Here is a 12,164-nt window from a genome sequence, read left to right as displayed (position 1 = left end):
ACGCAAAGCGCCGCGCCAGAGCCTTCACGACGGCTCCTGACGCCTTCTGCCCACTCAGGGTCCGGCGGCTTTGTCGGTTGGATAATTATGCATCCTGCGCAGCCCGGCGAGCCTACTACTATCGGTGGCCAAGCAACCATCGGCCCATGCGGCCCTGCGAGGCATTCGTGGCCCACAAGAAAATCACCCGTCCCAATCCGCTCGGCATCATCGCCTTGTTCACGGCGATGGTCGAGGCATCCGCCTTGGCCAGCCTGCCCTTTCTGGATGAAACCAGCCAGACGATCTATATATGGTTTCTGGTGGGCTTTCCAACTTTCCTGGCCATTCTTTTTTTCGCCACGCTCAACTTCAATCGCCGAGCGCTTTACTCGCCATCGGACTTCGAAAGTTCGGCTTACTTCATGGAAAGTCTGGATACCGAAGTGGACGTTCATAAACATCATGTCGACAATCGGGTGACGCTGGCGCACAACGACTTGCACATCATCGACACCAGTACCCTGCCAACGCGAGCGCGCATGACGGCCAATCTTGAACGGCTGGCCAGTGCGCTCGAGACGCGCACGCACGCCAGACCTCTGCTGATCGTGCTGGTAGGACAGACTCCCCCGCCCCCCTTGTCCAATGCGCTGGCAGCGCGATTGGCCAGGCTCAATTGCCAGGTCGCGGCGTTGCAACCGAACCGACTGAAGTGGACGGTACTGTTGGGATAATAAAAAACCCCGGTCGAGACCGGGGTTTTCGGGACACGCCTGGCGGGTGTCGCGACCGCTGCTGTGAAAACAGTTGTCAGAACAACGTGCGGCCCTTGTTCGCGGCAATGCGCATACGCAAGGCGTTGAGCTTGATGAAGCCCGCCGCGTCGGCCTGGTTGTAGGCGCCGCCGTCTTCCTCGAAGGTCGCGATATTGGCGTCGAACAGCGAGTCATCGGACTTGCGGCCAGTGACGATCACGTTGCCCTTGTACAGCTTGAGCCGGACCACGCCGTTCACGTTGACCTGCGAGGCGTCGATCATCTGCTGCAGCATCACGCGCTCAGGGCTCCACCAGTAGCCGGTGTAGATCAAGCTGGCGTACTTGGGCATCAGCTCGTCCTTGAGGTGCGCCACTTCGCGATCCAGGGTAATGGATTCGATGGCACGGTGGGCGCGCAGCATGATGGTGCCGCCTGGGGTTTCGTAGCAACCCCGGGACTTCATCCCCACATAGCGGTTCTCGACGATGTCCAGCCGGCCAATGCCGTGCTCGCCGCCAATACGGTTCAGGGTGGCCAGCACGGTGGCAGGTGTCATCTCGACGCCGTCCAGCGCGACGATGTCGCCGTTGCGGTAGGTCAGCTCCAGATACTGCGGGGTATTCGGGGCGTTCTCCGGCGAGACCGTCCAACGCCACATGTCTTCTTCGTGCTCGGTCCAGGTGTCTTCGAGCACGCCGCCTTCATAGGAGATGTGCAACAGGTTGGCGTCCATCGAGTACGGCGACTTCTTCTTGCCGTGGCGCTCGATCGGAATGTTGTGCTTCTCGGCGTAGTCCATCAGCTTTTCACGCGAGAGCAGGTCCCACTCGCGCCATGGCGCGATGACCTTGACGCCCGGCTTGAGCGCATAGGCACCCAGCTCGAAACGCACCTGGTCATTGCCCTTGCCGGTGGCGCCGTGAGAGATGGCATCTGCACCGGTTTCGTTGGCGATTTCGATCAAGCGCTTGGCGATCAACGGCCGTGCGATGGAGGTGCCCAGCAGGTATTCGCCTTCGTACACGGTGTTGGCACGGAACATCGGGAACACGAAGTCGCGCACGAACTCTTCGCGCAGGTCGTCGATGTAGATTTCCTTGACGCCCATGGCCTGCGCCTTGGCGCGTGCCGGCTCGACCTCTTCGCCCTGGCCGAGATCGGCAGTGAAGGTCACTACTTCACAGTTATAAGTGTCCTGCAGCCACTTGAGGATCACCGAAGTGTCCAGGCCGCCGGAATACGCCAGAACGACCTTGTTTACGTCCGCCATGCCATCACTCCACGGGGTTCTACGGAAAGCCGTCGATTCTACCGCCCAAGGCTACGAATTTACAGGGGCGCGACAGCTTTGGTTGAACACGCGACAGTCACAATGGTTTCGCTGGCGGCTTGTCGGTGGCCAGAACGGCGGGCGAATCGGCGGCCGGGGCAGCGCTTGGCGGCGCCTCCACACGAGCCAACTCGATGCTCACGCGACGGTTTCGGGCCCGATTGGCAGCATTGCTGTTGGCCACCAGCGGATAGCTTTCGCCGTGAAAGCGCAAGGTGATCTGGCTTTCGCTCAGGCCATGGGCCAACAGGTAGTCCTGAACGGCCAGCGCCCGGCGCCTGGACAGGTCGCGGTTCACCAGACGGTTGCCGCTATTGTCCGAATGGCCGTCGAGCTGCACGTGATTGACGCTGGGATCGGCTTTCATGAAGGCCAGAAGCTTGTCCAGACGCGCCTTGGCCGGCGCGTCGAGTTCGAGACCGCGGGGAAATCCCACTTCGCTCAGGCGAATCTGGTCGTAGTTCATCGGCAACAGCTTCGCCGCACAGGCCTGGTACTCGCCGAAAGCCTGGCCGAAGCGTGCCGACAACAGGCGGATCTCCACCGGCTGTCCGCCGGATTGGCTGCGTATCAGGGTCATGCGCCCTTCCAGCAGCCCATTCATCAGACCACTGGCCTGGCTTTGCGAGCTGGTCAGCAGGGCTTCGCCATGGCCCAGCCGGACGCTGCCCAGGTTGATGTCGCCGCGGCCCGGCTGCCAGGGTGCTGCAGCAGCCAGAAGGGTCGCAGAGCCTGTTCCCAGCAGACGGCTGGCGGAGTTGAGGCGAAATACCGCCTGCTCACCCGCACGCCGCACGAATTCCGCCGAGCCGAAATTGGCAACCGGCTGGCCCAACCTGCACTCGAACTGATCGCCCGCCACTTTCCACTCGACGTTCTCCAGACGCGTCTGGAAATTCATCGCCAGGGCCGGAAGGCTGGCAAACACACTGAGCAGGGCAAGATAACGCTGGCGCACGACAGGCTCCACGGGTTCTAACAGGGTACTTCCAAGGTATCGGACATGGCCTGCAAAACTTGATAGCGGATGCCGTGGGCGGCGTTTTCCGGTAGCATTCGCGGCGAGTTCGAACCGCCTGGAATCCCCAATGTCCGACCGCCTGACCCTTCTGCGTCCCGACGACTGGCACATACATCTTCGTGATGGTGCCGTGCTGCCGCATACCGTGGCCGATGTATCGCGGATCTTCGCCCGCGCCATCGTCATGCCCAACCTGGTACCGCCGGTGCGCACCGCCGTCGACGCCGATGCCTATCGCCAGCGCATCCTGGCCGCACGCCCCGCAGGCAGCGCCTTCGAACCGCTGATGACCTTGTACCTGACCGACCGCACCAGTGCCGCCGACATCCGTGCCGCCGCCGCTTGCGGATTCGTCAAGGCGGCCAAGATGTACCCGGCCGGCGCCACCACCAATTCCGATTCCGGGGTCACCAGCCTGGACAACATCACGGAGGCGCTCGAAGCGCTCAGCGATGCCGGGATGCCCCTGCTGATTCACGGCGAAGTCACTCGTGGTGACGTCGACGTGTTCGATCGCGAGAAAATCTTCATCGACGAGCACATGCGCCGGTTGGTGGAGCGCTTCCCGACGCTCAAGGTCGTCTTCGAGCACATCACCACCGCTGAGGCCGCCGAGTTCGTCAAGGCCGCCCCGGCCAATGTCGCCGCGACCATCACGCCTCAGCACCTGCTGTACAACCGCAATCACATGCTGGTGGGCGGAATCCGGCCGCACTTCTATTGCCTGCCGATCCTCAAGCGCAATACCCATCAGGTCGCCCTGCTCGACGCCGCCACCAGCGGCAGCGGCAAGTTCTTCCTGGGTACCGATTCGGCGCCCCATGCCCAGCATGCGAAAGAAGCCGCTTGCGGCTGCGCCGGTTGCTACAGTGCCTACGCCGGCATCGAGCTGTATGCCGAGGCGTTCGAGCAGCGCAATGCCCTGGACAAACTCGAGGGCTTCGCCAGCCTGCACGGCCCGGACTTCTACGGCCTGCCCCGCAACACCGACACCATTACCCTGGTCCGCGACGAGTGGACCGCCCCAACCAGCCTGCCCTTCGGTGAGCAGGTCGTCATTCCGCTGCGCGCCGGTGAAAAACTGCGCTGGCGCCTGCTGGAGAAAGATGCGTGAGTGAAGACAACTACGACGACGAAGACACGGGCAATGCGGGTACGGGCTCGCGCCATCCCATGGCCGCCCGTTTTCGTGGCTACCTGCCGGTAGTCGTGGACGTGGAGACTGGCGGCTTCAACAGCGCTACCGATGCCTTGCTGGAGATCGCCGCGACCACGATCGGCATGGACGAGAAGGGTTTCGTGTTTCCCGACCACACCTACTTCTTCCGCGTCGAACCGTTCGAAGGGGCCAACATCGAGGCCGCGGCGCTGGAGTTCACCGGTATCAAGCTGGATCACCCCCTGCGCATGGCCGTCAGCGAGGAGACAGCGCTGACCGACATCTTCCGCGGCATCCGCAAGGCGCTGAAAGCCAACGGTTGCAAGCGCGCGATTCTGGTCGGCCACAACAGCAGCTTCGACCTCGGCTTCCTCAACGCTGCAGTCGCGCGTACCGACATGAAGCGCAACCCGTTCCATCCCTTCTCCAGCTTCGACACCGCCACCCTGGCAGGCCTTGCCTACGGTCAGACCGTTCTGGCAAAAGCATGCCAGGCCGCGGATATCGACTTCGACGGCCGCGAAGCCCATTCCGCGCGATATGACACGGAAAAGACTGCCGAGTTGTTCTGCGGCATCGTCAACCGCTGGAAGCAGATGGGCGGCTGGCAGGACTTCAACGATTGAGCACCTGCGCAGGAGCTGCCGGCAACGGCCGGCGCTCCTGCACCGTTCATCGCTTGTCACAAGCGTAGTCGCGAGTTGTTTTGACAAGCATTCTCATTAACATTAGGATCGTCCGCACTGAAACCAACACAGCGGCGGTTCTTACGTATGTATGTCTGTCTTTGCCAGGGTGTCACCGATGGTCAGATTCGCGATGCAATCTACGAAGGCTGCTGCAGCTATCGTGATGTGCGCGAAACCCTCGGCGTTGCCACTCAATGCGGTAAATGTGCCTGCCTTGCCAAGGAAGTGGTACGCGATACGCTGACGCAAATCCAGACTGCCCAGGCATCCACCCTGTCCTACCCCGTGGAATTTACACCTGCCTGAAGCACCCCCCTTTTGAGAAACCGGGCCATGCCCGGTTTTTTTATGTCTGAAATACAATGACTTAGCAACAAACGCGGAACTCAGTCATTCTTATTCCGATTAATTTTCATATAGTATTCAATAACTTAGGTTTGACATGGCAACTTCCTGAGGCCAAACTTCGCGCTATTACTCCTATTCCCGCGCAGGCTCTCCGACCATGAAAGGCGAAATCAGCGTCATCCAGCATCTCAACAGAATCCTCGGAAACGAGCTGGTCGCCATCAACCAATACTTTCTGCATGCCCGCATGTACGAAGATTGGGGTCTGAACAAGCTGGGCAAGCACGAGTACAAGGCCTCGATCGATGCCATGAAGTACGCCGACAAGCTGATCAAGCGCATTCTCTTCCTGGAGGGGATTCCCAACCTTCAGGAACTGGGCAAGATCCTGATCGGTGAACACGCCAGCGAAATGCTCGGCTGCGACCTGAAAATCGAATACAAGGGTCTTGTCGATTTGAAAGGCGCCATCGCTCACTGCGAGACCTCGGGTGACTTCGGTAGCCGTGAAATGCTCGAAGACATCCTCGAAGGCAAGGAAGAGCAGATCGATTGGCTGGAAACCCAGCTGAGCCTCATCGACAAGGTTGGAATCGAGAACTACCTGCAGTCGAGCATGGGCGAAGAAGACTGATCCCACTGCGCTGCCGAAGCGGCACCATGAAAAAGCCCCGCGCTGCGTGAACAGGCGGGGCTTTTTTCGTTCCTGGCCGACTTGAATGTCGGCCACTCACGGGATCAGGCGTCGGCTTTGGGCTGAGCGGCCTTGGCCGAAGCTTCCTTGACCAGGGTCTGCAATTCACCGTTGGCAGCCATTTCGGCCACGATGTCGCTGCCGCCTACCAGTTCACCGGCTACCCACAGCTGCGGGAAGGTCGGCCAGTTGGCGTACTTGGGCAGGTTGGCGCGAATTTCAGGGTTCTGCAGGATGTCGACGTAGGCGAATTTTTCGCCACAGGCCATGATTGCCTGCGAAGCCTTGGCCGAGAAACCGCACTGAGGCGCGTTCGGCGAGCCTTTCATGTAAAGCAGGATTGTGTTGTTGGCAATCTGCTCTTTGATCGTTTCGATAATATCCATGGAGCACCTCGCTCGGCTTGTCTATCCGACACTGTCGTCGGCACGGTGAGGCATTGTAACGGAAAGCCGAGCGCAACGCTCGGGCTCTTGCAGCGCGGGGCGTTGGGAGAAGAGCTTGCGGTGGTCGACCGATTCAGTTCATCGGCACAGAAGAAGGCAATGCCTGCATCTGGATTTCCAGCACCGTCTCGACTTCTTCCTGGGCAACATGCACGCCGGTCAGTTCGCCGATGAGTCGCCAGTGGTCGTCCAGTCCGGTACTGATGGTCGCCATGCGATCGATCATGTGTTTGCCGGCCGAGCGTGTGACCTCGTCGGAACTGCGCAGCAGCTCGAACGACATGGAGGTCATGGACGCCGTCAGGTGGGTCAGGGTGCGGGCGGTCAGACCCAGCAGCTCCAGCAGTTGTTGTTCTTTCGATTCCATTCCGCAAACTCCGTGTGCTTCTCAATACGCATTTATAACTCACAGACGATGTTTAGGAAACGTCAGATGGTCGGCGGAAACATCCAGCGATCGAAACCTTCCGAAACTTGTGCGTGCCGGTTAAAACTTCAGCGGCTATTGGTAAAAGGCGACAGTTCCTTATAGGATGGCGCCTTCCCTTATTTCGTCGCCCCGTGCGGCTTTCGCCGCAGGTCTCACTCGTTTTTCCGAAAAACCTGTTTTCGAGCACCTGCGGTCCGTGGCAAAAGGTAGTCAATGATGAGCGCAAGGCACTTTCTCTCCCTTATGGATTGCACGCCCGAAGAGCTAATCAGCATCATTCGTCGAGGCATCGAGCTCAAGGACCTGCGCCAGCGCAGCGTGCTGTTCGAGCCTTTGAAGAACCGCGTACTGGGCATGATCTTCGAGAAGTCGTCGACGCGCACCCGTCTGTCTTTCGAAGCCGGCATGATCCAGCTCGGTGGCCAGGCCATATTCCTGTCCCCGCGCGACACGCAGCTGGGCCGTGGCGAGTCCATCGCCGATTGCGCCATCGTCATGTCGCGCATGCTCGATGCGGTGATGATCCGCACCTTCGCCCACCATACACTGACCGAGTTCGCGGCCAATTCGCGCGTACCGGTGATCAACGGTCTGTCCGATGACCTGCACCCCTGCCAGCTGCTGGCCGACATGCAGACGTTTCTCGAACACCGCGGCGCCATCCAGGGCAAGACCGTGGCGTGGATCGGTGATGGCAACAACATGTGCCACAGCTATATAGAAGCGGCCATCCAGTTCGATTTCCAGCTGCGCATTGCCTGCCCCGAAGGTTTCGAGCCGGACGCACGCTTCGTGGCCATGGCGCCGGAGCGCGTCAGCGTGGTCCGCGATCCTCGCGAAGCCGTGCGTGGCGCCCATCTGGTGAGCACCGATGTCTGGACGTCCATGGGCCAGGAAGAGGAAACCGCACGGCGTCTGAAACTGTTCAAGCCCTTCCAGGTGACCCGCGAACTGCTCGACCTGGCGGCCGATGATGCGCTGTTCATGCACTGCCTGCCGGCCCACCGTGGCGAGGAGATCAGCCACGATGTGCTCGACGATCCCCGCGCCGTGGCCTGGGACCAGGCCGAGAATCGCCTGCATGCGCAGAAAGCGCTGCTGGAATTTCTGGTCGCTCCGGGATATCGCCCTGAATGAGCACCGCATTGCTGCTCGAACTGCGCAACCTGGCGTGCGGCTATGGCGCTCAGCGTGTGGTGCAGAACCTCAACCTGCACCTCAACGCGGGCGACATTGGCTGCCTGCTCGGCTCTTCCGGTTGCGGCAAGACCACGACCCTGCGCGCCATTGCCGGCTTCGAATCGGTCCATGAAGGCGAGATCACCCTCGACGGCGAGGTCATTTCCCGGCCCGGCCATACCCTGGCTCCGGAAAAGCGTCGAATCGGCATGGTCTTTCAGGACTATGCACTGTTCCCCCATCTGACCGTTGCCCAGAACATCGCCTTCGGCATCCGCAAGCACCCCCGGCAGGCACAGGTGATCGGCGACATGCTCGCACTGGTCAACCTTGGCGGGCTGGATAAGCGCTATCCCCATGAGTTGTCGGGAGGCCAGCAGCAGCGTGTCGCGCTGGCCCGGGCTCTGGCACCGGAGCCGCAACTGCTGTTGCTGGACGAGCCGTTCTCCAACCTCGACGTCGAGCTGCGCCGGCGCCTGAGCCATGAGGTGCGCGACATTCTCAAGCGCCGTGGCACCAGCGCCATCCTGGTCACCCACGATCAGGAAGAGGCCTTCGCCGTCAGCGACCACGTCGGAGTGTTCAAGGAGGGTCGGCTGGAGCAGTGGGATACGCCGTACAATCTGTATCACGAACCCGCCTCGCCGTTCGTGGCGAGCTTCATCGGCCAGGGTTATTTCATTCGGGGTCAGTTGGTGGATCCGGAAACGGTGACCACCGAGCTGGGCGTGCTGCGTGGCAACCGCGCCTACACGTGGCCTGCTGGCAGCGCCGTCGACCTGCTGCTGCGTCCCGATGACATCGTGCATGCGCCCGACAGCTCACTCAAGGCGCGCATCGTCGGCAAGAGCTTCCAGGGTGCGGCAACCCTGTATCAATTGCATCTGCCCACCGGTAGCCAGCTCGAAGCCGTGTTTCCCAGTCACCTGGATTACCTGCCAGGCGCCGAGGTGGGCATTCAGGTCGCCGCCGACCATCTGGTGCTGTTCCCCGCAGCAGGCAGCGTGCCGGTGCTGAGCGAGCCGCGTCGACACGCCTGACACACCTGGCAAATCACGGGCAATAAAAAAGGGCGCTCCACCAAGCGCCCTTTCTTCTACAGCTCAAGCGTTATTGCAGACGGGTCTGCGCAGATCCGTTGATCGGGATGCGCTTGGCCTTGGCCTCTTCAGGCACGACACGCAGCAGGTCGATGTTGAGCAAACCGTTGTTCAACGCCGCGGCCTTGACCTCGATATGGTCGGCGAGGCGGAACGACAGCTTGAACGCGCGCTGGGCGATGCCTTGGTGCAGGTAGGTCACGTCGGTGGTCTCGGCCTCGCGCTTGCCACCGCTGACGGTCAGAACGCCCTTTTCGACTTGCAGCTCCAGGTCTTCTTCCTGGAAGCCTGCGGCGGCGATGACGATCCGGTACTGATCATCGGCGTGCTTTTCGACGTTGTAGGGTGGGTAGCTGCTGGCCGACTCATTGCGTGCGGCAGACTCGAACAGATCGTTGAAACGATCGAAGCCCACGGAGTGGCGGAACAGTGGAGCAAGGGAAAATGCAGTAGCCATTTGTTTCTCCTGAATCTCAGCGAGTGATTGTCTCCGCGACCCGAATTCGGCATCGCGTAACCCATAGATAGGGACCAGCCAAACGCTTTCAAGAGCTTCCAGGAAAATTTTTCTTGCGCAGTGCGAAGAGTTTTCTTGTGACCTGCTGACTCGCTAGCCCGGCTGCAGCAGGCGCTCGACCGCGTCACAATCCTGTTCGCGGCGCACAAGGGTGAACAGCTCGGACGCCTCGGGGTAGGTGCGGGTCAGCATGGCCAGCCACTGCTTCAGCCGGCCCGGTGCCTGTCTTGGTGTGAGCTGCGCACGGGCCTGGCGCCAGAATTCGCGGATCAGCGGCAGCAGCTCGGCCCAGGTCATGTCTGGCAGCTCGATGCCCTGCTCCGCAGCGGCGATCTGCCGCGCCAGGTCGGGCTTGGATACCAGCCCACGACCGAGCATGAAGTCCTTGGCACCGCTGACTTCACGGCAGCGCTGCCAGTCGGCGACGGTCCAGATGTCGCCATTGGCATAGACCGGCACCTTCACCACGTCCTGGACCTTGGCGACCCATTCCCAATGCGCTGGCGGCTTGTAACCGTCGACCTTGGTCCGCGCATGCACGACCAACACCTCGGCGCCACCTTCAGCCAGTGCCGTGGCGCACTCGATGGCGCTGTCGGGGGTGTCGAAACCCAGGCGCATCTTGGCCGTCACGGGAATGTGCGCAGGCACCGTAGCGCGCACTTCACGCAGGATGCGATGGAGCAGTTCCGGCTCCTTGAGCAGCACTGCCCCGCCACGCGACTTGTTCACCGTCTTGGCCGGGCAGCCGAAATTCAGATCGATTACTGGCGCACCGAGAGTACAGGCGAACGCGGCGTTGTCGGCGAGCGCCACCGGGTCCGAACCCAGCAACTGCACACGCAACGGCACGCCAGCGCGTGTTTTGGCATCGGTCAGCAGCTCTGGGCCGAACTTGTGGTAGTAGGCCGCAGTGAGCACGCGTTCGTTGACGCGGATGAACTCGGTAACGCACCAGTCGATGCCGCCGACCTGGGTCAGGACGTCGCGCAGGATATCGTCGACCAAGCCTTCCATGGGCGCCAAGGCTAATTGCATGAGGTGTTTCTCGGACAGGGGCGTGAAAGGGAGCGGATTCTAGCAGAAAGCCCGCGCGCGGACGGGCTCTCTAGGGTCTGTGTGAAAAGTCTTCAGACGAAGGTCAGGCAAGGCGAAAACAGCCGAGGAAGCGGAGTTTACCGGTTGTAAATGAGCATTCCGAGGCTGATTTCAACGCAGCATCACCGAGTATCAAGGCTTTTCACACAGAGCCTAGGATTGGAGGACTATGGCTTGACCATACCCATCCAGAAACTCGGCCGGCATGCGTTTGGGCTTGCCGCTGGACAGCTCGATGCAGACGAAGGTGGTACGTGCCCTCAGCACAACCGCGCCGTCACGGGGACGCCGCAATTGGAAATGGCGCGTCATCTTCAGACGTCGGTCCCAGTCGAGGATCCAAGTGCCCAATTCCAGCTCATCGCCTTCGTGGGCGCTGGCGAGATAGTCGATTTCATGGCGGACGACGGCCATGGCGCGATCGAGTTGTCGATAGGTCGCAAGATCCAGACCCAGGTGCTGCGAATGCTGCCAGGCACAACGTTCGAGCCAGGTGACGTAGACGGCGTTGTTGGCGTGTCCGAGGCCGTCGATGTCGTCGGGCTGGACTGTCAGGGCTATGACGAAGGGGGCGGGCCGATCCCAGTTCATGGGCGCTCCTGGAGAATTAGGAACAGGCGGATATGGCGAGGGCAGAAAAACAAAAGGCTCATTCAATAATCGAATGAGCCTTATAAGTCCCGCAGAGCGGGTAATCGTGGCGTCCCCTAGGGGACTCGAACCCCTGTTACCGCCGTGAAAGGGCGGTGTCCTAGGCCACTAGACGAAGGGGACGCAAAACCTTCAGTCGAGCCCGCTAACGCGAACTCTGGCAAATTGGTGGAGCTAAACGGGATCGAACCGTTGACCTCTTGCATGCCATGCAAGCGCTCTCCCAGCTGAGCTATAGCCCCGAATTTATCGCCCTGCGGCGGAATACCGACTTCACTCGGCATTCTTTACTCTTTGTAGCTGTACAACTGGCGTCCCCTAGGGGACTCGAACCCCTGTTACCGCCGTGAAAGGGCGGTGTCCTAGGCCACTAGACGAAGGGGACATACCTTCTACCAAGATCAGTCTGGAACTGATCGGCTCGTTGTCAACCTGCGACATCAAGCCTGGAATTTGGTGGAGCTAAACGGGATCGAACCGTTGACCTCTTGCATGCCATGCAAGCGCTCTCCCAGCTGAGCTATAGCCCCAAACAGTGTGTTGCTGTGTGGACGGGGCGCATATTAAGACGACCTCGCCAGGGTGTCAAACTTATTTTTAGAATTATTTAGAAGTTTTTTATCGCGATTACAGGGACTTACCGGTTTTGCTGGGTTTGGGCGAGGAGCGACGCGGCTTGCGCCGCTGCTACAGGGATCGTGGTGCATCGGATGCACATGCGGTGTGCCTGGCCCGCGATCTTCTGTAGCAGCGGCGCAAGCC

14 protein-coding genes and 4 tRNA genes are annotated in these 12,164 nt (G+C 60.6%); 7 read left to right on the top strand and 11 right to left on the bottom strand.

The annotated features are described in order from the left end of the window. Window positions 1-167: 167 nt before the first annotated feature. Window positions 168-716, top strand: coding sequence for a hypothetical protein (locus QMX89_RS18235; protein WP_282349278.1), 549 nt, complete (start codon window positions 168-170; stop codon window positions 714-716). Window positions 717-792: 76 nt separating this feature from the next. On the opposite strand, the gene QMX89_RS18230 is transcribed toward QMX89_RS18235, so the two are convergent. Then, window positions 793-2,010, bottom strand: a complete 1,218-nt coding sequence (locus QMX89_RS18230) for an argininosuccinate synthase (RefSeq protein WP_049861116.1) — start codon at window positions 2,008-2,010, stop codon at window positions 793-795. A 97-nt stretch (window positions 2,011-2,107) separates the two neighbouring features. Beyond that, window positions 2,108-3,028, bottom strand: a complete 921-nt coding sequence (locus QMX89_RS18225) for an OmpA family protein (protein WP_282349277.1) — start codon at window positions 3,026-3,028, stop codon at window positions 2,108-2,110. A gap of 130 nt (window positions 3,029-3,158) precedes the next feature. Here QMX89_RS18225 and pyrC point away from each other — a divergent pair, with 130 nt between their 5' ends. The 4 genes from pyrC to bfr all read left to right on the top strand — a co-directional run bounded on the left by pyrC (window position 3,159) and on the right by bfr (window position 5,921). Beyond that, entirely contained in the window at window positions 3,159-4,205 is a 1,047-nt protein-coding gene (gene pyrC / locus QMX89_RS18220; RefSeq protein WP_049861118.1) for a dihydroorotase, read from the top strand. Further along, window positions 4,202-4,876 (top strand): ribonuclease T, encoded by a 675-nt coding sequence (gene rnt / locus QMX89_RS18215; RefSeq protein ID WP_049861119.1) that lies wholly within the window; start codon window positions 4,202-4,204, stop codon window positions 4,874-4,876. Before pyrC ends, rnt begins: the two co-directional genes overlap by 4 nt. Before the next feature lie 147 nt (window positions 4,877-5,023). After that, complete coding sequence (locus QMX89_RS18210; RefSeq protein WP_049861120.1) at window positions 5,024-5,245, top strand: bacterioferritin-associated ferredoxin; 222 nt, start codon at window positions 5,024-5,026, stop codon at window positions 5,243-5,245. Between the two features lie 199 nt (window positions 5,246-5,444). Then, window positions 5,445-5,921: a bacterioferritin gene (gene bfr, locus QMX89_RS18205; protein WP_282349276.1), complete on the top strand. Its 477-nt coding sequence runs from the start codon at window positions 5,445-5,447 to the stop codon at window positions 5,919-5,921. A gap of 104 nt (window positions 5,922-6,025) precedes the next feature. On the opposite strand, the gene grxD is transcribed toward bfr, so the two are convergent. Together grxD and QMX89_RS18195 are read right to left on the bottom strand one after the other, a co-directional pair. Then, window positions 6,026-6,367 (bottom strand): Grx4 family monothiol glutaredoxin, encoded by a 342-nt coding sequence (gene grxD / locus QMX89_RS18200; RefSeq protein ID WP_049861122.1) that lies wholly within the window; start codon window positions 6,365-6,367, stop codon window positions 6,026-6,028. Window positions 6,368-6,500: 133 nt separating this feature from the next. Further along, complete coding sequence (locus QMX89_RS18195) at window positions 6,501-6,794, bottom strand: hypothetical protein (RefSeq protein WP_049861123.1); 294 nt, start codon at window positions 6,792-6,794, stop codon at window positions 6,501-6,503. 279 nt (window positions 6,795-7,073) lie between these two features. Between QMX89_RS18195 and argF the strand changes: the two genes are divergently transcribed. Further along, window positions 7,074-7,994, top strand: a complete 921-nt coding sequence (gene argF / locus QMX89_RS18190) for an ornithine carbamoyltransferase (protein ID WP_282349275.1) — start codon at window positions 7,074-7,076, stop codon at window positions 7,992-7,994. Next, window positions 7,991-9,076 (top strand): ABC transporter ATP-binding protein, encoded by a 1,086-nt coding sequence (locus QMX89_RS18185; RefSeq protein ID WP_282349274.1) that lies wholly within the window; start codon window positions 7,991-7,993, stop codon window positions 9,074-9,076. Before argF ends, QMX89_RS18185 begins: the two co-directional genes overlap by 4 nt. Before the next feature lie 70 nt (window positions 9,077-9,146). Here the strand turns inward: QMX89_RS18185 and QMX89_RS18180 are convergent, their stop codons facing one another. The 7 genes from QMX89_RS18180 to QMX89_RS18150 all read right to left on the bottom strand — a co-directional run bounded on the left by QMX89_RS18180 (window position 9,147) and on the right by QMX89_RS18150 (window position 11,932). Continuing rightward, entirely contained in the window at window positions 9,147-9,593 is a 447-nt protein-coding gene (locus QMX89_RS18180) for an Hsp20 family protein (RefSeq protein WP_122741626.1), read from the bottom strand. A 153-nt stretch (window positions 9,594-9,746) separates the two neighbouring features. Then, a complete protein-coding gene (locus QMX89_RS18175) occupies window positions 9,747-10,691 on the bottom strand; it encodes a tRNA-dihydrouridine synthase (RefSeq protein WP_049861127.1) in 945 nt (314 codons plus the stop codon). 213 nt (window positions 10,692-10,904) lie between these two features. Then, the gene (locus tag QMX89_RS18170) at window positions 10,905-11,342 is read right to left on the bottom strand and encodes a thioesterase family protein (RefSeq protein ID WP_122741624.1); all 438 of its coding nucleotides are present in this window, start codon (window positions 11,340-11,342) and stop codon (window positions 10,905-10,907) included. A gap of 107 nt (window positions 11,343-11,449) precedes the next feature. After that, window positions 11,450-11,525: transfer RNA gene (locus QMX89_RS18165), tRNA-Glu, on the bottom strand. Window positions 11,526-11,568: 43 nt separating this feature from the next. Then, window positions 11,569-11,644, bottom strand: a tRNA-Ala gene (locus QMX89_RS18160). Window positions 11,645-11,711: 67 nt separating this feature from the next. Then, window positions 11,712-11,787: transfer RNA gene (locus QMX89_RS18155), tRNA-Glu, on the bottom strand. Window positions 11,788-11,856: 69 nt separating this feature from the next. Continuing rightward, a tRNA-Ala gene (locus QMX89_RS18150) sits at window positions 11,857-11,932 on the bottom strand. Window positions 11,933-12,164: the final 232 nt, after the last annotated feature.

The sequence above is a fragment of the Pseudomonas sp. PS01301 genome (assembly GCF_029960215.1).
In the GTDB taxonomy this organism is placed as follows: Bacteria; Pseudomonadota; Gammaproteobacteria; order Pseudomonadales; family Pseudomonadaceae; genus Aquipseudomonas; species Aquipseudomonas coleopterorum.
Note: the sequence above shows the minus strand (reverse complement) of the source record. Positions and strands in the feature narration are given on the sequence as shown.